Source organism: Chryseobacterium sediminis (assembly GCF_008386505.1).
GTDB classification, from domain to species: Bacteria; Bacteroidota; Bacteroidia; order Flavobacteriales; family Weeksellaceae; genus Chryseobacterium; species Chryseobacterium sediminis.
On record NZ_VUNZ01000001.1, the window covers coordinates 485,502 to 508,651 of the forward strand.

Annotated in this window: 25 protein-coding genes; 22 read left to right on the plus strand and 3 right to left on the minus strand. The window is 35.3% G+C overall.

Features of this window, described 5'->3' with window-relative positions; translation table 11 throughout:
- The first annotated feature begins 1 nt into the window (after position 1).
- The 17 genes from FW780_RS02245 to FW780_RS02325 all read left to right on the plus strand — a co-directional run bounded on the left by FW780_RS02245 (position 2) and on the right by FW780_RS02325 (position 16,652).
- Positions 2-325, plus strand: coding sequence for a DUF6706 family protein (locus FW780_RS02245; protein ID WP_149832010.1), 324 nt, complete (start codon positions 2-4; stop codon positions 323-325).
- Positions 326-649 carry a hypothetical protein gene (locus FW780_RS02250; protein ID WP_149832011.1) on the plus strand — a complete coding sequence of 108 codons (324 nt, stop codon included), beginning with the start codon at positions 326-328 and terminating at the stop codon, positions 647-649. It abuts the gene before it with no gap.
- Entirely contained in the window at positions 640-1,089 is a 450-nt protein-coding gene (locus FW780_RS02255) for a hypothetical protein (protein WP_149832012.1), read from the plus strand. Before FW780_RS02250 ends, FW780_RS02255 begins: the two co-directional genes overlap by 10 nt.
- A complete protein-coding gene (locus FW780_RS02260; RefSeq protein ID WP_149832013.1) occupies positions 1,086-1,493 on the plus strand; it encodes a hypothetical protein in 408 nt (135 codons plus the stop codon). Before FW780_RS02255 ends, FW780_RS02260 begins: the two co-directional genes overlap by 4 nt.
- A gap of 11 nt (positions 1,494-1,504) precedes the next feature.
- Positions 1,505-2,014: a hypothetical protein gene (locus FW780_RS02265; RefSeq protein ID WP_079242592.1), complete on the plus strand. Its 510-nt coding sequence runs from the start codon at positions 1,505-1,507 to the stop codon at positions 2,012-2,014.
- A gap of 64 nt (positions 2,015-2,078) precedes the next feature.
- On the plus strand, positions 2,079-2,573 hold the full coding sequence (locus tag FW780_RS02270) for a hypothetical protein (protein WP_149832014.1): 495 nt from the start codon (positions 2,079-2,081) through the stop codon (positions 2,571-2,573).
- Positions 2,574-2,578: 5 nt separating this feature from the next.
- Complete coding sequence (locus FW780_RS22730) at positions 2,579-2,803, plus strand: hypothetical protein (RefSeq protein WP_149832015.1); 225 nt, start codon at positions 2,579-2,581, stop codon at positions 2,801-2,803.
- A 6-nt stretch (positions 2,804-2,809) separates the two neighbouring features.
- A complete protein-coding gene (locus FW780_RS02280; RefSeq protein ID WP_149832016.1) occupies positions 2,810-6,970 on the plus strand; it encodes a tape measure protein in 4,161 nt (1,386 codons plus the stop codon).
- Positions 6,970-7,443, plus strand: coding sequence for a hypothetical protein (locus FW780_RS02285; RefSeq protein WP_149832017.1), 474 nt, complete (start codon positions 6,970-6,972; stop codon positions 7,441-7,443). Before FW780_RS02280 ends, FW780_RS02285 begins: the two co-directional genes overlap by 1 nt.
- Positions 7,434-8,450 (plus strand): phage tail family protein, encoded by a 1,017-nt coding sequence (locus FW780_RS02290; protein ID WP_149832018.1) that lies wholly within the window; start codon positions 7,434-7,436, stop codon positions 8,448-8,450. The genes FW780_RS02285 and FW780_RS02290 overlap by 10 nt, the downstream gene beginning before the upstream one ends.
- A gap of 6 nt (positions 8,451-8,456) precedes the next feature.
- Entirely contained in the window at positions 8,457-10,079 is a 1,623-nt protein-coding gene (locus tag FW780_RS02295; protein WP_149832019.1) for an SGNH/GDSL hydrolase family protein, read from the plus strand.
- Positions 10,080-12,842, plus strand: coding sequence for a phage tail protein (locus tag FW780_RS02300; protein WP_149832020.1), 2,763 nt, complete (start codon positions 10,080-10,082; stop codon positions 12,840-12,842). It begins immediately after the preceding gene.
- Positions 12,843-12,867: 25 nt separating this feature from the next.
- Entirely contained in the window at positions 12,868-13,374 is a 507-nt protein-coding gene (locus tag FW780_RS02305) for a phage holin family protein (RefSeq protein ID WP_149832021.1), read from the plus strand.
- Positions 13,325-13,888, plus strand: coding sequence for a hypothetical protein (locus tag FW780_RS02310; RefSeq protein WP_149832022.1), 564 nt, complete (start codon positions 13,325-13,327; stop codon positions 13,886-13,888). The genes FW780_RS02305 and FW780_RS02310 overlap by 50 nt, the downstream gene beginning before the upstream one ends.
- A complete protein-coding gene (locus tag FW780_RS02315; protein ID WP_149832023.1) occupies positions 13,885-14,904 on the plus strand; it encodes a DNA-methyltransferase in 1,020 nt (339 codons plus the stop codon). The genes FW780_RS02310 and FW780_RS02315 overlap by 4 nt, the downstream gene beginning before the upstream one ends.
- 16 nt (positions 14,905-14,920) lie before the next feature.
- Positions 14,921-15,361: a lysozyme gene (locus FW780_RS02320; protein ID WP_149832024.1), complete on the plus strand. Its 441-nt coding sequence runs from the start codon at positions 14,921-14,923 to the stop codon at positions 15,359-15,361.
- A gap of 274 nt (positions 15,362-15,635) precedes the next feature.
- Positions 15,636-16,652, plus strand: a complete 1,017-nt coding sequence (locus FW780_RS02325) for a restriction endonuclease (protein WP_149832025.1) — start codon at positions 15,636-15,638, stop codon at positions 16,650-16,652.
- 30 nt (positions 16,653-16,682) lie between these two features.
- On the opposite strand, the gene FW780_RS02330 is transcribed toward FW780_RS02325, so the two are convergent.
- Positions 16,683-16,904 (minus strand): hypothetical protein, encoded by a 222-nt coding sequence (locus FW780_RS02330; protein ID WP_149832026.1) that lies wholly within the window; start codon positions 16,902-16,904, stop codon positions 16,683-16,685.
- A 585-nt stretch (positions 16,905-17,489) separates the two neighbouring features.
- On the opposite strand from FW780_RS02330, the gene FW780_RS02335 reads away from it, so the two are divergent.
- The 4 genes from FW780_RS02335 (at position 17,490) to FW780_RS02350 (ending at position 19,162) form a co-directional block, all read left to right on the plus strand.
- A complete protein-coding gene (locus FW780_RS02335) occupies positions 17,490-17,708 on the plus strand; it encodes a hypothetical protein (protein WP_149832027.1) in 219 nt (72 codons plus the stop codon).
- Between the two features lie 124 nt (positions 17,709-17,832).
- Positions 17,833-18,099, plus strand: a complete 267-nt coding sequence (locus tag FW780_RS02340; RefSeq protein WP_149832028.1) for a hypothetical protein — start codon at positions 17,833-17,835, stop codon at positions 18,097-18,099.
- A gap of 38 nt (positions 18,100-18,137) precedes the next feature.
- Positions 18,138-18,794, plus strand: a complete 657-nt coding sequence (locus FW780_RS02345) for an SOS response-associated peptidase family protein (protein ID WP_149832029.1) — start codon at positions 18,138-18,140, stop codon at positions 18,792-18,794.
- Positions 18,794-19,162 (plus strand): hypothetical protein, encoded by a 369-nt coding sequence (locus tag FW780_RS02350; RefSeq protein ID WP_149832030.1) that lies wholly within the window; start codon positions 18,794-18,796, stop codon positions 19,160-19,162. The genes FW780_RS02345 and FW780_RS02350 overlap by 1 nt, the downstream gene beginning before the upstream one ends.
- A 16-nt stretch (positions 19,163-19,178) precedes the next feature.
- Here FW780_RS02350 and FW780_RS02355 read toward each other — a convergent pair whose 3' ends face one another.
- Both FW780_RS02355 and FW780_RS02360 read right to left on the minus strand, forming a co-directional pair.
- Positions 19,179-20,324: a tyrosine-type recombinase/integrase gene (locus FW780_RS02355; protein ID WP_149832031.1), complete on the minus strand. Its 1,146-nt coding sequence runs from the start codon at positions 20,322-20,324 to the stop codon at positions 19,179-19,181.
- Between the two features lie 371 nt (positions 20,325-20,695).
- Entirely contained in the window at positions 20,696-21,805 is a 1,110-nt protein-coding gene (locus tag FW780_RS02360) for an epoxide hydrolase family protein (RefSeq protein ID WP_149832032.1), read from the minus strand.
- A gap of 592 nt (positions 21,806-22,397) precedes the next feature.
- On the opposite strand from FW780_RS02360, the gene FW780_RS02365 reads away from it, so the two are divergent.
- Positions 22,398-23,039: an NAD(P)-dependent oxidoreductase gene (locus FW780_RS02365; RefSeq protein WP_149832033.1), complete on the plus strand. Its 642-nt coding sequence runs from the start codon at positions 22,398-22,400 to the stop codon at positions 23,037-23,039.
- Positions 23,040-23,150: the final 111 nt, after the last annotated feature.

Sequence of the window (23,150 nt, forward strand, 5' to 3'; positions counted from 1 at the left end):
AATGAAAGTTAGGGATTATTTGTCAGCAAATCTTGAGTTATGGTCGGTTGAAGTGTCCGATGCGCTTATTGATGCAGAATTGATTAATGTAGGATTGAATGGCGACTCTGAATACGAACCCGAATTAGAAGTAAAATCTAATACGCTGTTTTACAATTTAATCCCTAAGCTTTTATTATCTCCGAAAAGAGTTTCAGAAGGACAGTTTACCATCGAATATGATAAAGATGCAATGCTTGCATATTACCGTATGATAGCTGACCAGTTAGGGCTTCCAAACAACATGGAAAGAAACAAAATTCGTGATCGTTCAAATCTTTGGTAAATGGCAGTTCAATATCCATATAAGTTAGAAGTATTTGTAAAAACAGATGCTGTAATGGACGAAAACGGAAACTGGATTCCCGGAACATCAGAATGGCAGGACTTCGGTATGTGTCGTGATGAAGATAGCCTTTCAAGTACCAAAACTATTTCTAATGATCAGATTAAGTATGAGTATACCTGGTTGATTCAATGCCCTAAAAAGCTTAAACCTATTGATGTAGGTTCAGGTATAAGGGTTATAGGATCAAAAGGCGAAACAAGGCTTGAAGGAGAGGTTTTAAGAGTAAAATACGATCAATTTCACAGCAGAATATGGGTGTAAGAGCGAATTTCAACATGCCGGGTCTAAACCAGTATATCAATGATGCTTTGGATGCAAAAATCCAGAATATCATTCGAGTTATGCGAGTGGTTGGTGAAGATGCTATAAACGAAGCCAGGTCCTATGCGAAAGATAAAGATTGGCAGGACGTCACTGGAAACCTTAGATCATCTATCGGATATGTTATCACTTTAAACGGTAACATAGTTAGTCAAGACTTTGAAAAAGTTCAGGGTCCGCAACCAACAACGAAGGATGGTAAAAAAATAGGTTATGATTTAGCGATTGATATTGCTAAAGCTCTTCCGGAGATAGCATTGGTAATTGTTGCTGGAATGAAATACGCGTCAACTGTTGAAAGTAGAGGGCGTAATGTACTAACCAGTGCGGAACTCAAAGCTAAATTAAAACTCAATCAATTTCTAAATAGTATACGGTGAGAAATTCAGTAATAGAAGCCAAACAGTGGATTTATAATGAGTTGAAAAATGGAGGTGTTGGTTCTATTATCACGGGTGATCTGTATAAAGACTTTAGACCAGCCGGCAGCACTAAAGAAGATGTTGTTGTAAATGCTATCACTATTAATAGTACTTTCTTTCAAACCGGTGCATTCAATGTCAATTGCTATGTGCCTTACTTGAAAGTAAAGATAAACGCTATAGATCAAAACGTTCCAAACGAAATACGATTAAAAGCTGTTTCCGACAAAGTAAAACCAATTCTGGAAAGAAAATTCACTGACAAATACAATGTTGATATAGAGTTTGAGCAAACCATTATGGATGGCAACGATTGCTATATCAATTTCAGACTAAAATTAAACGCATTTAATAATAATTAAAATTCAATAAAATGGCAGGACAGATTAACAATGGTGTAGCGAAAATTGAATTAGCACCAGTTGCATCAGACGGGGGAATGGGCACCGTCTTTAAAAAACTAGGGGAAACCATGCTTGGGACATTAAAAATCAATATGGAAGATGGTACGACTACCGATTTCAATGTTGAAGAATATGATGATCCCATTTTTACAAGGACTACTAAAGGAGCAATGTCTTTTGATTTTGATGTTGCCAATCCCGATGCCGACACCTTGGTTGAGGTTGGAGCTGGAACAAAAGATGCCGATGGAAACTACATTCCGCCTATCGGAAATGTTACAGTAGAAAGATCTTTAAAAATTACACCAGAAATCGGGTTTGGGTTTGATGTGGTAAGAACACTTATTACTTACAAATTCACCACTGATATGGGTAAAGACAACTTGCTGGGTGTTTCAGTAAATGCAAAGGTTCTCAGACCTACTAAAGAAAATACACCTTCGTTTGAATTGGTGAAATATCCGATTCCGACACCTTAATATTTTTCTTTTCAGCGCACTTGCCTAGGTGGGTGCGCTTTTTTTAACTACAAAATTTACAATTATGGAAGAAGAGAGAATATTAAGCGAGGAGGAAAAAATAATTGCAGAAGAAAAGGAGCTGAAGGTTTTAAACAGTGTTGGATTTACTGTTAAAACATCATTATGGGGAAAAGAGATCGATTGGAAAGTAAACAAAATACCTTTAAAAGTAATGTTTGCCCAAAGCTACCGGTTTTTTAAACTTAAAGTCAGCCAGGAGAAACAGGAAAATGATGATTTCCAAGAAATATTAAACTCGCAGTTTAATTCGGTTGCAGATAACGCGAAACTATGCGCTGAAATTATTGCTATTACAATTCTTGGAACTAAATGGAACAACTGGCTTTTTAGAAAGCTTTTAACTGAGCATTTGTTCAATAATATCAATTCAAGAGAACTTCTTGATTTCACACAGAATGTTCTTTCGCTGAACGATTACCAGTCTTTTACGATCTCTACCACATTACTAAGCGCAGTAAGAGTGACAAATCCGATGAAGGTAGAGAAAACGGCCTAAAAACAATTTATGGCCTATGTGGTCAACTATGTCACCACTTTGGATGGACACTCGATTATTTACTTGAAGAGGTGGATTACGCTTTCTTACAAAGAATGCTTATTGATGCACCTTCATATGATTACGACAAAGATGAAGATGTGAAAAAAGACACCAAAAAAGGAAAATCATTCGATTATTCTGAATTATCGCAGGAAAGTTTTTTATCACAATTGGAGCAATATAAATAATGAAGAATGAATAATGTAGGAGGAGCTTTAAATTTCAATGCAACGTTGAATTTGAACGAATGGAGGAGGAATGTTGATCAAATCCGCAGGGATATTCTAGGATTAAACAGGCAGACTCAGCAACAAACATCACAAATGGACACCGCTTTCCGGAATCTATCAATAGGGGTTGCAAGTTACTTTTCGGCTGGCTTACTTAAGGATTTTACCATGCAGCTGATTAATGTGCGTGGTGAATTCCAAAAAACAGAGGTAGCTTTTGCTACTATGCTAGGGGATGGTGATAAGGCCAAAGACTTAATGCAAGAAATGGTTGAACTGGCAGCAAGGACTCCATTTTCTTTACAGGATGTTTCGCAAGGCGCAAAGCAATTGCTTGCGTTCCAGGTTCCGGCAAATGAGGTACTGGACACCCTAACAAGGATGGGGAATATCGCATCCGGATTATCAGTTCCAATTTCTAGAATAAACCTTGTATTTGGACAAGTTAGGGCTAAAGGCAGACTTATGGGGGATGATCTTCGCCAATTTACTGAAGCGGGTATCCCTATGGTTGCTGAGCTGGCTAAAAAATTCAATAAAACTACTGCTGAAATATCCGATATGGTTACCGAAGGTAAAATTGGATTCAAAGACGTTAAGGACGTTCTATTCTCTTTGACGGATGAAGGAGGTATGTTCTTCAATTTGATGGAAAAGCAGTCAGCTACACTGTCAGGTAGAATTTCAAATTTAGGTGATGAGTTTAGCCAGATGCTTAATAAAATTGGGCAAAATCAGGAAGGTTTATTGTCTTCTGGAATTGATGGTGTAACGAACTTAATTGAGCATTATCAGGATATTTCAAATGTACTTATAGTATTAATTTCAACATATGGAGCTTATAGAGCTGCATTAATTGCAACTGTTGCAATACAGAGAGCTTCAATAATTGCGGGAAATGTACAGGCCTTTTTACAGCTTGCTTCGTCTATAAGAAGCGCGAGGGATGCTCAAATTTTATTCAATACAGTAACAAAAGCAAACCCTTATGTTATTGCCGCCACAGCAATAGCCGCTTTATCTGCAGCACTTTATGTTTATTACAATAGAGTTTCGGAAGCAGAAAGGGCTCAGCAAGAACTTAATGCGGAAATTTCCAAACAGCAAGCGCCAATAGCAGCTACTAAAACTAAAATTGATTCGCTTGTTTCTGCCATAAAGCAAGAGAATGTTTCAAATTCTCAACGTGCTGAATGGCTGAGACAGATCAAGGTTTTATCAAACGGACGACTAAATCAATTAACTGTTGAAGAGATTCGCACAAATAAAGCATCAAATGCTATCAATGCCTATATAAAGCAGTTACAGAAAGAAGCGGAAGCAAAGGCTTATCTAACAAGGATTACAGATTATACAGAGAAAAGAGAGCAATTACGAGCCAAACTAAAAACTAAACTTACCGCTGGGGATTTACTGGATGACCTTACTGATTTCAATACAGTTACCCATGATAAAACAGGTAAACTTCTAACAACGCTTGAAAGAAGAAATATCCGAACCATAAATGAGATAAATGCCCAAAGCGGAGAAATTCAAAAGGCGAAAGATAAGGTTGAGAGATTAACAAAAGAGTATACAAACACTTCTGGCGTTGATCCGGTAGCTGATACTACTAAAATAGAAGAAAGTGCAAAAAAAACTACCAGAGAGCTTGCAGAGATTTATTCATTAAATTCTATTGCAGATCTCGAACAGCGAATTGATTTGTGGAATGAAGCCTTGAAAAAAGCTTCAGGCGACACCGTTAATGTTTTGGATAAAAACAAATTTGGTGACGTTGTAAAAACCGGTAAAACAGTAAGTGTTTCAGAAGCAGTTGCCGAAGTTACAAAACTAGAAGAAGCAAGAGCAAAAAGAGAAAAAGAAATCCAAGTACAAAGCTTTCAGGAAAGAATCAGTGAAGCTGAAAGACAATGGAATAATTATTATAAAATGGCAGAATTCTATGGTAAAGAAACTGCCGATGCTCAATATAGTGCATTGTTCAACGGAGCTAAAAACTACCTTGATTACCTTGAAAAACAAGAGAAAGCGCTAGTAAAGCTATCTGATAAGAGTCTGTTGAGCAACCAACAGAAACAGGATCTAGTATTTATCCGTGAAAAAATCAATGGGCTTAAAGGTTTAGATACACCACTAGAAAACATAAAAAAAGGTATTGAGAATACCCTTAAATCTATTCCTTCTCTGGTTGATCAACTTGAATTCATTGAGAAATTAAAATCAGTTAATAAAATTGGAAAGGATAATAATCCAGAACAGTTCTTCGAAAAAGACAGATACTACAAGGGGCTATCTGATGGATTGTTGCAGCAACAACAGGACCTATATATCCAATTCCAAAGGGAACATGAAACATTTGAACAAAAAAAGACTGAAATCACTCAAAGATATGATGACATTAGGAAGAGAATTCAAGAATCTAATGCCTCCGACTTAGAAAAAACAAGGCAAACTGAAGAAGCTAATAAAGCGCAGGCAAAGGACATTTCATCAATGTCATTTGAACTTTTTCAAAAAACAGATGCTTACGTTAAAGCGTTCGGAGACCTTGAAAAAGTAGGACCTAGAACTCTTAAAAAACTTCGTGATCAATTTAAAGCTTTTATTGATTCAGATGGTGGAAGGGCTCTTGGTATTCAAGATACAAAGGCTTTATTGGAGGTCTATGAAAAATTAGATAATGCTGTAAAGAATAAAAACCCTTTTGATGCTATCGGTATTGCTATTGAGAAATATAAAAAGAAACGAGAAGAATTAAATAAAATTGAAAAAGAATCAGGAAAGGATAGCGAAGCATATCAACTAAAATTAGATGATACAAAAAGTTCATTTGAGGAAATAGTTGATGTATCTTATGATGCTACCAAAAAAATGATCGGATATTTTTCAGGTATTACCGAAGCAGTAGGGGGTATGTCGGATGAGCTGCGGTCTACAATCAACGATGTAGAACAATTAGTGGAAGGGGTCTATAATGTATTCAAGGGCTTTTATGGAAATAAGGGTCAAATGATAACAGGATTGATTCAGGTAGTAGGTGCATTATCAAAAATAATGAATGGCGACAATAAGAAAGAAGCGGAAATAAAAGGGTGGCAAAGAGACATAGAAAATCTTAAGTTTTTATACGAGCAACTTAACAAAGAAATAGAAAAAACAGCAGGAGAGGCGAGTTTAAAAAAATACCAAGAGTTAATTGCCAATTTAAAAAAGCAACAAGCGCTTCTTAACGATATGCGTACTAAAGAATCTGAGAAAAAGAATCCTGATGTTGACAAGGTAAATAGTTATGGAGATCAGATCCGGCAGATCAGTGTACAAATACAAGAACTGGTTGATACCTTTAAGAAGACAATAACAACTGTTGAATTTAAAGACCTATCAGATAAGTTAGCTGATGCTCTAACAAATGCTTTTGCAGAGGGTGAAGATGCTGCGCAATCATTTGAAAAGGTAGTTGATGAAGTTATGCGAAATGCAGTACAGAATGCACTAAAGATGAAGTTTCTTGATGATGCGGCTCAAAAGATGGTAGATCAATTATATTCATCAATGGGCTTTGGAAATTCCAGTACATCTGCTGTTCAAAATGAGATTTCAAAAGTTGAAGGTAACTTAAAAGAAATAGAAGAAAAGTTAAAAACAGTAGGACTTCAGGAAAAAATATTTCTTGAAAATGTTCAGAAAGAACAGTTAGAGAAATTGAAATTACTACAACAACAACTGTCTGAGATTTATGCAAATGGAAGTTTTGATGGATTAAGTGCAGAAGAAAGAGATAAAATAAAAGCAATGGGAGAGGAGGCCATGAAAAAATACATGGATGCTCTTAAGCAATATCAGGATCTTTTTGGCCAATCTGCAGATAACGCCCAAGGTTTAAAAGGAGACATCAAAGGAATTACCGAAAAGACTGCCGGAGCTTTGGAAGGCCAGATTAACGCCATGCGAATAATGCAAGCTGAAGCCTTAAAACGCTCAAAGGATAACCTTGAAGTGATGCGTAGTCAGTTGCTTGTTCAAAGTCAAATTGAAATGAATACGAGGCCTCTTAAGGGTATATATGATGAGATAAAGTCGATGAATTCTAAAATCAAAAACAGTTTAGCCGGAATACCATAATGAAAACAGATTATATTATTAAAGAAATGAAAGCTTTTAGCCCTTGTAAAGAGGGCTTTGAAAAAGCTTATAAAGATACTTCACTAAAGAGCCTTTGCGAGTTGTTTTTTGCAAATTCAGATTGGGCATTGAAGCAAAATTTCCCGTCAAAAGAAGTACTTGGAAAATACCGTGGTTATTATGAAAAATACGGGGTTTACTATAGGCAAAACACTATAAGTAAGGCTGTTAATTTGGCTATCTTTGATAGTGAATCTGAAATAGAATTCACTGGATTTGATGTTTCAGAGATTTTCATTCGCGGAAAGTCTAAAATTACAATAAAAGCTTCAGGATATTCTAAAATATTTGTAACGGTTTTAGACGATTCAGAGCTGAATATCGAAAGGATTGGAAATGCTGAGGTATTTATTTACCAATATGGAGGAGTAGTTAATGGAGATTGTGTGGTAAAGCAAAAAAGATGGGATTAAAGTGGTCAATTAATGGTAGATATTTTTCAGAATTCGGAATCAATGTTCAGGATTCTAAAGGTGTTCTTGATAAACTAAAACCACGAGAAAGAAATTCCTATTCATGGGCTGAGTACCACGGTAAGCAATTCGATTTATCTAAACCATTCTATGAAGCACGCGAAATTGAGCTACAGTGTTGGTTAAGGGCGTCTGATTCTAACAGGCTAACAGAAAATTTCAATTCTTTTATAAACTTATTCGATACAAGGTCTACAAAACGTTTTACTATTGAGCCATTCGGAAATAAGGAATACGCTTATGAAGTATTACTGAATGGGCCTGCAGAACTTACAAAAGAATTCAGAGACGGAATAATGTATGGTTCTTTTACACTAAAATTAATTGAACCCAATCCTATCAAAAAGATTCTAAAAACAGATCTTGATACCTTAAATCTATCCTACGAAATAGATTCTGAGACGGAAATATTCTTCGGAGATGGCACCAAGCAGACCGGCCGCGGAAACGTAAGTCTTACAAAAGACTATTCAGCACCTTCATATGAAAATTCCGGTTTGTCAATTGTGAGCGGTAGCGGTCTAAACTCTGCTTATTTTGAAGTTTACGCAATTCCGGATAAACCTAATGCTTATCAATTCTCTGTTGAGGTGACTTTACAATCTCCCAAGAATATAAAACTGTATGTAATCGGTAGAAAGCTGGATAACACATATGAAGCAGTAGCCGTGAGTACAATATATGAGGGCTTAATTGGTAAAAACACAATAGCCGTAATTGATGAGGTAAACATGCCGGACTATGGGAAATTTATATATAAAGTTTTGGACTCTGATGGCAATGAGATTCCGGGAATAGTTTACAGTAATCCACGTATTGAAACCGCTGAGGTTATTGGAGAGTGGCAAAACATGTTAGGAAAAGAAAAGATAATAATTATTGCGGGAAATATTGAGGATTTGAAAAACCTTCAAACTCCTGCAGAAACAATTTGGGAAAAAATATAATAAACAATGGAAGATCAAGTAAATGTTGTAGTCACAGATATGATACCACCGGAGAACGTAGCCACTATTGATAAAAATAGCTTAGTGGGCAATGCTATATCCAAAGAACAGTTCGCTCAAGGTCAAGAAGAGCAAGACGATGCATTCAATAAAAAAATAGCTGAGATAAAGCAGCAGGTAGATTCAGATTTCAAAGGCATTATTTCACCAACAGATCCGACACCAACAGAAGACGGAAGCTACAAGCCTGCAATTTCTTCAGCAGATCCAGGCACGAATTATCCTAATGCTGGAAATCTAAAGGCTATTAAAGGTTTTTCCACCATGTTTTACAAAAAGGGCACTGTGTGGACTAAATCACAGGAGGAAATGGCCCAAGCATCACAAAACATTACTGCGTTTGAGTCTTTACAGTTTCCTGCCGTTGCTGGCACGCAAACCGTATATAATAACAGTATGTGGTCCGTTAAAACAGGACAGCAAGCAACAGTAACGGATATTCCTTCGATAACTTCAACAATATGGCAGCCTATCGTAGGGAGTTATATCGTAGAGACAATCTATGATGAAAAATACAATTCAACTACAGCTCTTACAGGATATTATAACGCATCAGGTGTTTTCACTTCACATGTAGACTTTAGATGTACACCAAAGATGCCGGCAACAGGCGGAGACGTATGGAGATACCGAGGAAAGTCTTACTCTTCATTAAGCATTAGGGGAGTTTATGGATTTAGAGCAAACGGAACCGTTGTTATTCTAGTTGATGTTGTCAATGCAACAAACTTTGTTGAGTTTACGATACCTGCGGATGTTGTGGAAGTTGCGGCAAATTTCTACAATGTGAATGCTGTCAATATGAATATTCAAAAGAAGACAGTTACATATACTGCAGCTTCTATCATTAAGGATGCATTGGGTAACGTTTCATCAATTAATAATGGTGATTTAACAAAGATTTTCACAAATCTTAAAATAGGTTCAGCAGGAGATAGTATTACTGCAAATGGCGTTGGAGGTTCGTTAAAAGGCTATCAGCTTTACATACAAGATAAAATTGGTTTTGCTACTTACACAACGTACGGATACTCTGGAAGACCTTTATCAACTTTTGTAACACCTGATGGAACAAGTATAATAGAGCAATTTATAAACAATGCTGCATCACATGATATTTTCACTCTTTTAGCAGGAACGAATGACTTCAAGTTAAATATGCGTAGTGGTGATATTGGGACTCTAAACGATTATAAAAACCTAACGTCATACGGAAGTGTAGGAGCCGTTGTTTCAATGAATTTTTACCAGGCTTTAAAAGCGTTTGTACTTCGCTGCTACGAACTGAATCCTAAGGCTAAAATTATTTTCTGTACACCACTTCAAAGAGACAATGGCGGATATACATCATGGAGCACCAATAGTGTAGGTCGTACTCTTTCAGATTTTGTTAATGCAATTAGAGAAGTGGCTGCCTATGAAAGTATTCCTGTTGTAGACTTTTTCAAAGAAGGAGTAATAAACATGAGAAATCTAACGCAATATACATCTGACGGTCTTCACCCTGTAAATGAAGGTTATAAAGTAATGTCAACTCAGATGATTCCAGTGATCAAAAGATTCATATAAATGAACAATATAACATTATACAGAAACGGATCACCCTTGTTCAATTTAATTGAGCGGGGGAAGCGTTCTGTAGAATCAGCAACACTTAACCGCGTTATGCTTTCGGATGATTCGGTTTCGATCAAACTGAATTCCCGGGAAAAGTTGGATATTCTGATCAATGATTATTTTGTGTTGTTTGACTCTGTATATCGTATTAATACTCTTCCTTCATTAGTAAAGAATAGCAATGCTTCATACGAGTATAATATTACCGCTCAGGGTTTAATGTTCGACATGCAACGTTGCAAGTATTTCAACGCTGATGCAACTGGATTCGGTCCTGATCTGGAATTTCCTTTGATCGGCACCATTGAAGTTTTCTTGCTGGCTTTAAAAAACAATATGAAACGTTTTGCTGGAAATTGGGAGCTGGGGAATTTTACCAACGGAGAAACGAAAACAATCACTTTCGGAGATGATACATGTCTTTCAGCAATGCAAAAGATCTGTAACGAATTTAAAACAGACTTCTGGATTAAATACGAAAACGGGAAATATGTTATTCATACCGGAGACTATGGAAAGAAAGTTCCAATTAAATTCGATTATGGAAAAGGTAAAGGGCTTTATTCTCTTTCTCGAAATAACGTTGATGATAACGATATAGTAAACCGCCTTTATGTATTTGGGGGAACAAATAACATTCCGAATGAATACAGGAATTTCAGCAAAAGATTAAAGTTACCAGGTGCCGACTATTTGGAGGATCAAAGCTCTATTGCTGGTTTTGGATTAAAAGAGGGTTCAATAACATTTGATGATATTTATCCACATCGAACTGGAAAGATTACTTCTTTAGGCGATACGAAATTTAAGTTCTCAGATTCCGCGATGGATTTTGATCTCAACGAGAAAGAAGCCGACGGAGTGACGACAAAATATCTTGTTGCAGGAACATCTGCCAAAGTACATTTCAATACCGGCAACCTGGCAGGATATGAGTTTGAGATCAAAAAAGGCGGCTATAACCATTCGACAAAAACATTTGAAATTATTCCTTTCAAAAACGATCAGGGACAAAGCTTTCCGGATGAAAATTCTACTGCTTTTCAATTTGCTGTCGGTGATGAATACGTGATTTTGGATATAGTTATGCCGAAAACATATATCGACAATGCAGAGAATGAATTGCTACAGAAAGGACTGGAGCAGTTTGAGCTAAACAAAAACGCTAAGGTTTCATACGATCTGAATGTTGATCCGGCTTACATGGAAAAAATTGGAGTGGGGAAATTTGATATTGGCGATTACATACAGGTATATGATCCGGTTTTGGGAATCGATAAGGTTCTTCGTGTAAATCAGACTACAATTGATTTCATCCAAAGTGGAGACTATAATCCTTACCGTACTAAAATAGTAATAGCAGATTCCTACGAGATAAACTATGCATCACAGATTGTGTTAGATATAAAGCAGATCAAAAATGTAATGTCTATTACGAATCTGGGACAGATCAATTATTCAAAGCTGGGGCTTAAGACCACCGAAGAATTAAAGAATCTTGTTTTTGATACTGATGATTACTTTGATCCGGAGAACATTCGTCCGAACTCGATTGAAACAAACATGATTTCAGTCGGTGCCAGATCTCAACAGATTAGCTGCAGCGTTGTTTTTTACGTAATGTTTGAGAACGATAAGAATAAAGTAAAGGTAAATCCTGGAATCATCTATTCCCAGACTTTTGACAAAGAATGGAATATTCCAGAGAATACAGAAACTATCCCTGATGATCAATTTAGATACGTTTATGGCAAATGTTCTAAGACCGACCAGACCGGTGCAATTGTTTTTAGTCAGGAGCAATACAAATTCGATGCAGATGCTAATGATTATTACTTTTTAATAGGCATTCTTCATTCAGTAGTAGAAGGAGTGAGGGTATTATCCATTACTGTTGGGACAACTACCATAAACGGGGGGCTGATCAGAACCGGTATTATTTCTTCACTGGACGGGCAGATGACAATCAACCTGGACACGCAGGAAATCATAGGGAAAATTAAGTTTACTGATGGCTCAGACGGGTTTACGTCCATTGATAACGGACTGCTTATGACACAGGTTATAGAAGTCGGAAATGAAACCGAAAGAAATGCTTTTATATCGTCTGTCACAGATGCCGGTGGTGATAGTATCAGATTTGGAGCCGGCGCTGATTACGCTCATAAAAATGATGCAGTATTTCAGGTTTTACAGAATGGGAAAATGATCTCAAAAAATGCAGAAATAAAAGGGAATATTGATGCGAATACCGGAACAATAGGCGGGGTTAATGGATGGTATATTACGACTTCAACTCTTACAAGTACGACAGGAAAGATACTTTTCGGAACCGTAAATACAAATGGAGACCTCACAGATGGATTGATGATTTCAAATGATGTTCATCCGAATAGCCAGTATATTGGAAACTTCATGATAAATTCTTCTAAAGATGCAGGCAATGTTATCAACACCGGAGCTTCAATAACCGCTACCGGCAACAATCTGGGAAATACAGCCTTGGAACTTTCGGCATCTGGTCCACAAGGCAATAACAATGCTATAACCGTTAATGATGGATTTATCTTTTTAAATAACATTGGAGGTAATGGATTCAAAGGGTTTAAAGTATATGTGCCTGCTTTAGGTGGTACGTTAGCAGAAGGTTATACGGGGCAAGTGACAATTGGAGGTACAATATGTTATTTCCAGAATGGACTTTTCATAGGGTAAATAAACAAAAACAATCATTATAACTATGATATTAGAATTTTTAAAAGAGGATTACAGCGCAATTATCATGAAATTAATTGTTGTTGGTATTTTGTGGAGTGCTGTTTTAATAGCCATGATAATTGACTTTTATTTTGGCATTAGAAAAGCTAAACAGATAGGTGAAATGCGAACTTCTGAAGGATATAAAAGAAGTGTTGCAAAATTTAACCATTATTTCGGGATGCTACTTTATGCATTCATTTTTGATGCGATAGTTCCAATAACTTATTTTTTTGAGTTTCCAATATCTGCTGTTCCAATTGTGTCTCTTCTCGCAGCCGTTGTGCTTGTTTTTACTGAAGCAAAATCGGTTCAGGAAAAAGCTGAAAATAAACTAAGGAGAAAAACCAATGCTTCAATGGTTCAAGTTCTTGAACTTCTTGAAAAGAGAGAAGATGTACTTCATGATTTATTATCGAATTACAAAAAACAAAACGAAAATGAGAACAGCAATACTGATAACAATATTAATAATTCTGACGGGGTGTAGGACAAAAAAAGTAATCACATCAAAAAGCGCAGAAATTGAGCAAATTCAACAAACATCATCGGCAAAAGTAGAAAGTAAAGTTGAAAAAGCAGAGGATAAGCAACAATCAAAACAGTCTGAGATCCTGGAACAAAAAAAAGATAATGTAACTGATTTTGAGGTTAAAGGAAAAGCTGAGACAGGAAAGCCGATTGAAATCTACAATATTGAAAACGGTGATACCTTGCAAGCCATTAGAGTTAATGGTAATGCAGATGTTCACATAAGGACAAAATCATCTCAACTGGACCATGTAAAAAAAGAATATAATTCAGAATCCTTCATAGGAAGATTCAAAGAATTCTCTGAAAATATTGTTGAAGAAAATAATATTAAAAAAAGAGTTCAGGAAGTAAAACAGAAAACCAAGGAAATAAAAGCTACAGGCTTTCAGGCTGGATTTTGGGTTATTATGGCAATATTGGGAGTAGTGGCAATAGTAATATTTGGAATCTATAAATATTTTAAGAAATGAAAAACATTCAACTATATAACGAAGATAACCTGGAATTAATGAAAAGACTTCCAGATGAAAGTATAGATGTGATTTGTATTGATCCTCCGTACTTGTATTTGAAAAATCAGAAGCTTGAGCGCCCGTTCGATGAACATAAGTTTTTCTCAGAGTGTGCAAGGTTATTAACTAAAAATGGATTCATTGTTATGTTTGGCCGTGGAGAAAGTTTTTACCGATGGAATACTTTACTTGAGAATATTAGAAAGTATAAAAACGAATATGTTATTGTTGATAAAAAAATTACGGCTGTCAATAATGCATATATTGATATAGTTTTAAGCTACAATGGTATTGATGTTACGAATGATAAATCATTCAAAAAGGTTTTTAATTTCAAAGAAGAAATTGTTTGGGATAAAAGTCAAAACTCGATACCAGCCGCTCCAATTTTGAGAATACATGAATTGGTCAATATTTATACGAAAGGATCTGGCAAATTAAATAATGTTAAAATCCCATATCTAGAAGCAAAAAAACATAATATTGACGGGGTAATTCAAGACGTTAAAAGGATTAAATCAGCTATAAATTCAAAAGAATTTGAAGATATAGAACATTTCCTTAACACTGGCGAGATTATATATACTGAGAAAAAATCTAAAAATCATATGAAAAATGCTTTTCATGATAGAAGTAGAGGACTTGCCACATTAAGGACAATTCAAAACGGAATGAAGGAAAAAACAATAATTAGAGAATTACGAGACCATTATAACACAATACATCCTACACAAAAACCAGTAAGTCTTTTAGTGCGTCTTTTAGCCCTTGTTATTCCAGAATCAAAGCCACATAATGAAATTGTAATTGCTGACTTTTTCGGAGGTTCCATGAGTTGTATGGAAGCTGTACACAATATGGGAATGAAAGGAATCGCTTGTGAGATTGATCAGGAGTATTTTGAATTAGGAAAAGCGAGAATTGAAAATTTGATTCCGGTTCAAGAAGAGTTGTTTAAAAGAGAGGTTGTTTAATTTAAAATAGAATAAAATGAAAACATCACAAAAAGGAATTAATCTGATTGTATCATTTGAAGGCTTCAGTGCTAAGCCTTATCTGGATTCTGCCGGAATTCCGACAATAGGATATGGCAGCACTTACTATCCGGGAGGAAAGAAAGTAACCATGAAAGATCCTGCAATCACAAAAGAAAAAGGAATTGAGCTGTTCGCTGTAGTTCTGCCAACTTATGAAAAGATTGTCAATTCAAAAGTAAAAGTTCCACTTACCCAGAATCAGTTTGATGCCCTCGTTTCGCACACTTACAATACCGGAGGTTCCGATGGATTATTTTCTTTGATTAATAAAAAAGCTGCAGATTCGGAAATACGAAAATGGTTCACTACGAAATATATTACAGCCGGAGGAAAAACTTTAAACGGTTTGATCCGTAGAAGAAAAGCGGAAGCAGATTTGTTCTTTGCGAAATAAGCAGAAGTATTACAAGACCGTTTTTAAATAAGGGTATTAATAAATTACTATATTTACGTTATGACATTATCACAGGACCAAATTAATATGTTACGAACTTTCGGTTTTAAATCTAGAGGGAATAAATCATTTTCTTTCACTAGCTTTTATCTCCAAACTATTAGTATTAATGTTTTGGAAGATTCTTTGCAGCTAGTTATTGATGGAAATAGGATATATGGTACTGATTTGTCATTTGATGATGTATTAAAAATAGTAACCATATTATACCCAGATGAAAGCAGGAAAAGAATACGAGCTTTTAATAGCGAATATGTATCAAAGTCTAGAGCCCAATGCATTAGTGACACATGATGATCATATTTTTGATGATCGAGGAAAAATAATGAGACAAATAGATGTTTCTATAAAATATAAATTTGCTGGTGCTGATCACCTTATAATTGTTCAAGCGAAAGATCACAAGCATAAAGCAGATATTGCTATTGTAGACCAATTTAGGCAAGTCATAACAGATACAAAAGCAAATAAAGGTATACTAGTATGTTCTAACGGCTTTACGAAAGCAGCTATTACGAAAGCAGAAAGTTATGGTATTGAATGTTTAACTGTCCATTCAGCAATAAATAAGAAATGGGAAACATTGTTAAAAATTCCTGTTCGTAAGGTTATTAATGAGTTTGGATTAAATATGAATTTTACTTTGGCAATTCCGGTCAATAAAATGGAAGGTTTTAATATGCCTGCAGATACATTTTCGTACGATAAAAAGAATGTTGTTGTAATCTGCGATATTATTAATGATCATATATTTGGAAAGCTGGGATGGGAATATATAAAGAAACAAAAAAATATCAGAATAGATCTAAGTAAAATTGAACTATATCATTACGCTAACTCCGAAATGGTTCCAGTTACAGGAGGATTTATTGAAATAAATTATATAAAAAGCTCAACTAAACAATTTTATATAACACCCAAAAATTACATTTATTCTAAAGATCATATTAAAGATAAAGGAACGCTGCATAACATGACAATTACGCAAGATATTTTAGATAATATCGTAACGGGCGACAATGAAAATGACAAAGATGTTAAAGAAGACCCTATAATTACTTTAACAACTTTTGGGTTCAATAATATGGAAACTTTTTTCAGTAACTTTTCTTTCAATGTAAAGGGGGAAATAGAAGGAGATTTTTTCACGAAAGAAAATATCTTAATGAAGAATGACGAAAGAGGAAGGGAAGTTGTTCAAATAGAACGCATTTTAAAGAGAGGTAAATAAGAAATCCCCACTGTTAGGTGGGGATTGTTTTTATTTGATCACAACGTATCCTGAAAATTTGCCTGATGAATGCACTGTGACTATATGTGTAATAATTGTGGGATAGGCATTTAATACCGCAACATCTGTATCCATATATTGATAAACTTGAACTATAGGCTTATCTTGTTTGTCTTCTAAGTTAATTTCAAATTCTAACTTATAGCCTCCTTTAATTTCTTCCCAATCTTCTGAGGTAAATTCGTGTGTCATAATTATTCATTTTTCGTTAAGCAGCCAATATACAAACAATTCAAACTAATGCGTTACGGTTTCCCGTAGAGTTATACCTACATACTATCCGTATATTTACGGAGTTTTTTTAAGAGACAAGAACAAGTCAGTTTTTTTAAGTGTCCTTCCTTCGGGAAGGATTTTTTTTGTAGAAATAAAAACTCTCCTTATTAGGGGAGAGCCGATTGTACTGTAAGATTGTACAACATTTATTATTAGAAAGTAAATGTATGCGTGAATGAATTTTATTTATATGCTTGCGATCATACGTTTCTATTTTTTATTGTCGTATATGTATAATAAATAAAATATACCACAAAAATAAAGATTTCATTAATAGGTGATTAATTTGGCATATTGGTTGATGTGATTATGAAAGCTTATTTAACACCAAATCTTATCTCATAATTCATTTTACACTTTTGACCTCCTAATGCCTGGGAGGTTTTTGATTTAAAATATTATATTTGATTTCTCATTTTCTATGAAATGAGTTAGTAATTAATATATCCTCGATTTAGGTCGGGGATTTTTGTTTTAGTAACTTTAGGTAAAAATATTACCATGGAAATAGAAGGGATTGTTGTAAAAGTAAAGAAGCGATACACTAGAATCCGCCTCGATGATGGTTCCACTTTAGACCTTATGTATCGTAAGAGTGACAACTACATAGTTTCTGACTTAAAAAAAGGAGATTGGCTGAAAGCAACTGTAACAGTTAAGAAATATAGACTGTGGCGAATGAGGGTTGTAGGGTATTATCTGGATAAAGTGAAAGTATGATTATTTCTGCAAAAATTAAGATTGTTACTAAATGTAACATTAATTATTTTGTAATTGTTACATATTGTAGCAATTTTGAAACATGGAAATTCGTGGCACAATTAAATCTAAACACATTAATCATGTGCGACTTATCACTTCAGATAAGAAGCAGGAAATTGACGTTTTCTACACGGAAAGCAAGAAGTTTGATATTGAAGAGCTTGTTGAGAATGAGGTTGTTGTTTTCGATGTCACGTCTGAGTCAGTAGATTATTACGGTCTTAAATTGGCAAAGTTCTGGCTTTTAAGTATCATTTCTCCTAAAAATAAATTTGTCTATCAGGGAAAGAAGAGAAAAGGCGATAGCGAGAACAATGATCAAGGCTGGGCATATAGGCATCTGAAATAATTGCATAATATTTGTATTTTAGGTTAAAAATATTAATCATGTGCAACCGAGTAGATAATGCTGGACTTTCAATTGAGGAAGTTTCAGCAAACCTGGCAGCGGAAATCGTTGAGGGTAATTACATTCTTAAGCCGGAGGTTAATGCCTTCGATGTCCCGGCAATGCCAATAGTTTTAGATCACCACGGCCGGAAGATCACCCACGGAACCTGGCGACTTTATAAAGAAGCCGATAAATCAAAGCCTGGGAAAGGTATAAATTTGACCGCGGAAAAAACTCACACATTTTACAGAAAGTTTGAGCACAACAGGGCGGTGGTTCCGGTTACCGGCTTCTATGATTGGATGCATGTTCAGAATCCAGGTAGAAAAACTCCAATCACAGTAAAGCACCGTGTTAACTGGAAGGATCAGGATCATTTTTATATTGCTGCATTTTATGACGTCTGGGATAATGGAGAAATAGGTTTTGGACTCGTTACTACCGTTGCAAATGAATTAATGAGCGTAGTTCATAATTCAAAACTTCGAATGCCGATTTGTATGGATGTTGGAACGGCAAATAGATTTCTAAATGATGATCCAATTGAAAGCTTCGAGTTCCCAGCCTATGATCCTGCGCTCGTTGCTGTCAACCTGGAACCGCAAAAAATGCCCAAACAAGATCCACCAACCCAAACCTCACTTTTTGGATAATGGAAGATCATAAACACATATTTCAGCTTCTGGCAAACTATATAGAAGAAGACCCAAATGATATGGTAAACTTTTACGATGATGCTATGAACTTAATCCGTGGAGCCGCAGCGGATAAAAATATAGAATTTGATGGTTACTTTCGGGAACGCTGGGAAATCTCAGCAGATACAATTTTCGAGTTTGACGAAGATTATTTTGAGGACGAAGACCGCCGGGATCTTTACGTTTTTCTATCGGCTTTAGTTGATGAAGATATTTTCAATTATCTCCATTACGTATGGCACCATGTGTTTCACCAAGAACTTACCGAGGATATTTTAGAAAGACGAATTCTTGAACTAAAAGAAAAAGGCGTAACTTTTTAGTTTCGCCTTTTATTTGTTATTCAAATTTTGGCATCAGACTTCTTGCTTTTTCAAATTCTTTTTCCTGATGTTTTGTTGCGTAAATTTCTGTTATTTTTTCAGATGAATGCCCGAAAACTTCCTTTATGGTTTTTAGGTTCATGCCATTTTCTTCCTTGTCATTTGCTCCCTTGTGTTTAAACCAATACATTTTTTTATTAATTTTAAGTATGTCGTGAGCGTTTTGTGTCCACATTCTTTGCATTGAACTTTTAGAAATTGGATATGGTGCTGGAATGAATTTTTTATCTATGTTTTTACTATGAGGAGCAGCAACCCCAAAAAGGTAATTTTCAGGAATGCTCAAATCAAATTGCATTAATTCATGCTTTAAATCGTTAGAAATAGGAACTCTACGGCCTTTTGTTTTACTCGCTTCTCTGGGAAGAGTAATAATTTTTTTATCAAGATTAATCATTGAACATTGTACTCTTCTTATCTCGGCAGGTCTAATTCCCGACTCATAAATCATTCGTAGAAATACATTGAAATTTGGGCATACTTTATTATAATGCTCAATAATCAATTTTTGTTCTTCGTCAGTAATAAGATCGATCTCTCTAGACTCTTCATTTTCTAAATACGATATGCCTCTTGCGGGGTTTAATTTTACAATGAACTCTTTTTTCAATACTGTAAAAATAGAGCGTAAAACATTGGAAACCTTATTATATCTTAAGTTTGACCATTCGTATTTATCAACTGCTGCATCTAGTAAGAGTTTTATGTGATATGAATCAAACTCTTTTATATCGTGGTCATTCCAGTCAAGCTTCTGTATAACGGGTTTAAGGAGTCTGTAAACTAATTCGTAATCCTGGTATGTGACTTTTGCCAGCTTACCCTTAAGGATGGTAAATGCATAATCAAAAGCTTCAATGATATTGTAATTATGATCCTCGGGCTGAGGAAGTGTTTTCTTTTTAATCGGAACCCATCCTCTTTTTAATCGATCCTCAACCACTGAAGCTAAGGCCAAACCATAAACTTCCCTTTCTTTTACATCTTCTATTTTGTTAATATCTTCCCTCACCTTTGTCGGGTGACCTCCGTTAAATCTAAACCAAACATACCAATCTTTACCCGATGATTTTAGCTTTGGTTTTGTCCATGTGTTTTTCATAAGTTACTATTTTAATTTGTGCCGTTTTGTGCCAAACGCGTATAGTAAATTTACGAAAATACTTCTATAAAAGGGCTGTAGATTAAAAGAATCTGCCCTTTAGGGGCAGATTCAGTAGATAAATACATCTCATTTTTTTAATTAGACAACAATAAAAAGCACAGCCGACAATGCTGTGCTTAAATTTTTATTTCAAATTTAATTGCAATTTCAATAGTAGTAAGAAAAGCAAATAAAGTTTCCACTTCGATTTTTATTACATAGTAAATGTAGTAATAATTTTAATACGAAATATGAATTTAATGTTAAAATTCACAAGTTATCCACAATTTGTTGTGGATAAGTCTAGACTAGGGGTAAAATCCTCTTTTTTATTTAACAGAATAAAAGAATGACCTTAGTTCATCTGCAAACATATGAGGTAATTCCAGTGCGGCAAAATGACCGCCTTCATTCATCTTTTTAAAGCTGGTTACATTCACGAAACGTTCTGCCCACTGTTTAGGAAACTGAGCTTCACGGGGAAATACAAGCACTCCGGCCGGAACATTGCTTTTTTGATGAATGTGTGTTCCGCTCCATAGAGATGCTGCGTCTTCTTTGTACATTCTGGCAGAAGAACCTATTGTTTGAGTCACCCAGTAAATCATAATATTGGTGAGTATCTCATCTCTTCCTCCGAAGGCAGTTTCTATTAATTCCGGTGGCGATCCGGCATTTATAAAACTTATGATCCAGCCTGCAAGTCCTATAGGAGAGTCGTTTAGTCCGTAAGCAAGAGACTGGGGTTTGGTAGACTGTACCATTGCATAAGCTCCTTCGCTATACCACCAGTGCTGGACAAACTGTGCGAATTGTTTTTCATCTTCACTCATTGTTGTCGGATTTTCCTGACCGGTTGGGTATCCTACGTCTGTAAGATGAACCGCTTCCATTACATCAGGGTATTTTGAAGTCAGTGCTTTTACTACTCCCATTCCTATATCTCCTCCGGCAGCACAGAATTTTTCATATCCAAGGACTTCAGTCATTAGTTTTTTCCAAAGATCTGCGACTTTCTCACTGTTGACTGTTGTTTTATCAGAAAAGCCAAATCCCGGAATAGAAGGGATAACCAGATCAAAACTCTGTTCGCCTTCGGTAAGCAAGGGGATAATTTTATGAAAACGGTAATAACTGTCTGGCCAGCCATGAGTAAGAATCAAAGGTTTGGGGTTGGGACCTTTACCTCTGATGTATTGAAAATGAATCAGAATTCCGTCTATGCGGGTTGTGTACTGCGGATGTTGATTTAACTGCTGTTCATGCATTTTCCAGTTGTAATCATTTACCCAGTAGTTGGTAAGCTCTTTCAGATAAGTTTCGTTCGTACCATAGTTCCAGCCGGAGCCTTCGGGTTCTTCGGGCCATCTGGTGTTTTGGATACGGTTTTTAAGGTCGGTTATCACCGATTCGGGGATGTTAACAGTAAATGGTTCCATATTTATATATTATATTGGTGTAAAATGGCGGTTTTGAAAAGTGTTGATAATAAGAATGTTATCAAAGTTATAAACTTTCTCTTTTAATAAGTGTTGTCAAAATCATAATTTTTTTGATTTTTTAATGGTGAAAAAAATGTAACTTTAATTCATTAAAATCTCGTAATACATATTACTGATTCAGGGATCATTCTGAAACCTGAAAATCTTAGGTTCAATTTCTGAACCCAATATCTTTATTATATCAAAACTAAAGCAAAGACAAAACGTCATTTGTACTGTCAATGGTCAATAGCATTTAAAAAGTTGTTGATTATTGATGTTTAACATAGAAGTTGTTTAAACTTTACAAAACCACAAAAGTCACAAAAGCTTTCATTTTAAAACACTTTAGCTCACTTAAGCAAGTTGAATATAATTCTACAAAAAAGCTCACATAAGATGAAAGTCAAAGATTTTCACAAAACTTAAGTGTACTTACTATGCATAAAGTTTAACTCTAAAAAGACTTAAGTGTTCAAAACTTTTGTGCCTTTTGTGGTTAAAAATCATCAATATAAATGTTTAAACAACTTCATTAAAAAAAATCAATATGAATACATATAAAATTGCCATAATCGGCGGAACAGGAAAATCCGGAAAATATCTGGTACAAAACCTTCTTGAGAAAGGGCATTTCCTTAAACTTTTAGTAAGACATCCTGAAAATTTTACTATTCAAAATCCATTAATTGAAGTGGTAAAAGGAGATGCAAGAGAGGAAGCAGCTGTCCGTTCATTGATTGAAGGGACGGATATTGTAATGAGTACTTTAGGGCAACCAAAAGGAGAGAAGTCTATATTCAGTGATGCGGCGAAAAATATCATCAGAGCGATGAATCATCATGGCATCAGCCGGTATATTGTGACCACAGGTTTGAGTGTGAATACATTATCTGATCAAAAAAATGAAAAGGTAAAAATGGCTACAGACTGGATGTATAAGAACTATCCTGAGACAACTGCTGATAAACAAAAGGAGTACGAACTTCTTATGGAGAGTAATCTGGATTGGACTTTGGTAAGACTGCCCTTGATTCACCTTACAGAAGAAAATTTCGTAACTGAAACAAATCTTATCGACTGTCGGGGGGAAAATATCAGTGCATCAGATCTGGCAGCATTTTTAGTTTCTCAAATTGATACTCCTGAATATATAAGGAAGAGTCCGTTTTTGTATAATCTAAAAGAGTAACTATTTTATTAATAAAAAGAAGTAGTTGTCAAATAGTTTGAGCTTTGTCATTCTGACGAAGGAAGAATCTCATTGATAACCAATATATGAGATTCTTCACTACATTTCATT

Excerpts from the sequence above, each read along its gene's own strand:
- FW780_RS02285 (WP_149832017.1), top strand. The coding sequence starts at position 6,970 with ATGAAAACAGATTATATTATTAAAGAAATGAAAGCTTTTAGCCCTTGT.
- FW780_RS02330 (WP_149832026.1), bottom strand. The coding sequence starts at position 16,904 with ATGACACACGAATTTACCTCAGAAGATTGGGAAGAAATTAAAGGAGGC.
- FW780_RS02280 (WP_149832016.1), top strand. The coding sequence starts at position 2,810 with ATGAATAATGTAGGAGGAGCTTTAAATTTCAATGCAACGTTGAATTTG.
- FW780_RS02255 (WP_149832012.1), top strand. The coding sequence starts at position 640 with ATGGGTGTAAGAGCGAATTTCAACATGCCGGGTCTAAACCAGTATATC.
- FW780_RS02355 (WP_149832031.1), bottom strand. The coding sequence starts at position 20,324 with ATGAAAAACACATGGACAAAACCAAAGCTAAAATCATCGGGTAAAGAT.
- FW780_RS02270 (WP_149832014.1), top strand. The coding sequence starts at position 2,079 with ATGGAAGAAGAGAGAATATTAAGCGAGGAGGAAAAAATAATTGCAGAA.
- FW780_RS02290 (WP_149832018.1), top strand. The coding sequence starts at position 7,434 with ATGGGATTAAAGTGGTCAATTAATGGTAGATATTTTTCAGAATTCGGA.
- FW780_RS02250 (WP_149832011.1), top strand. The coding sequence starts at position 326 with ATGGCAGTTCAATATCCATATAAGTTAGAAGTATTTGTAAAAACAGAT.
- FW780_RS02320 (WP_149832024.1), top strand. The coding sequence starts at position 14,921 with ATGAAAACATCACAAAAAGGAATTAATCTGATTGTATCATTTGAAGGC.
- FW780_RS02345 (WP_149832029.1), top strand. The coding sequence starts at position 18,138 with ATGTGCAACCGAGTAGATAATGCTGGACTTTCAATTGAGGAAGTTTCA.
- FW780_RS02365 (WP_149832033.1), top strand. The coding sequence starts at position 22,398 with ATGAATACATATAAAATTGCCATAATCGGCGGAACAGGAAAATCCGGA.
- FW780_RS02310 (WP_149832022.1), top strand. The coding sequence starts at position 13,325 with ATGAGAACAGCAATACTGATAACAATATTAATAATTCTGACGGGGTGT.
- FW780_RS02295 (WP_149832019.1), top strand. The coding sequence starts at position 8,457 with ATGGAAGATCAAGTAAATGTTGTAGTCACAGATATGATACCACCGGAG.
- FW780_RS02325 (WP_149832025.1), top strand. The coding sequence starts at position 15,636 with ATGAAAGCAGGAAAAGAATACGAGCTTTTAATAGCGAATATGTATCAA.
- FW780_RS02305 (WP_149832021.1), top strand. The coding sequence starts at position 12,868 with ATGATATTAGAATTTTTAAAAGAGGATTACAGCGCAATTATCATGAAA.
- FW780_RS02265 (WP_079242592.1), top strand. The coding sequence starts at position 1,505 with ATGGCAGGACAGATTAACAATGGTGTAGCGAAAATTGAATTAGCACCA.
- FW780_RS02335 (WP_149832027.1), top strand. The coding sequence starts at position 17,490 with ATGGAAATAGAAGGGATTGTTGTAAAAGTAAAGAAGCGATACACTAGA.
- FW780_RS02315 (WP_149832023.1), top strand. The coding sequence starts at position 13,885 with ATGAAAAACATTCAACTATATAACGAAGATAACCTGGAATTAATGAAA.
- FW780_RS02360 (WP_149832032.1), bottom strand. The coding sequence starts at position 21,805 with ATGGAACCATTTACTGTTAACATCCCCGAATCGGTGATAACCGACCTT.
- FW780_RS02350 (WP_149832030.1), top strand. The coding sequence starts at position 18,794 with ATGGAAGATCATAAACACATATTTCAGCTTCTGGCAAACTATATAGAA.
- FW780_RS02300 (WP_149832020.1), top strand. The coding sequence starts at position 10,080 with ATGAACAATATAACATTATACAGAAACGGATCACCCTTGTTCAATTTA.
- FW780_RS02245 (WP_149832010.1), top strand. The coding sequence starts at position 2 with ATGAAAGTTAGGGATTATTTGTCAGCAAATCTTGAGTTATGGTCGGTT.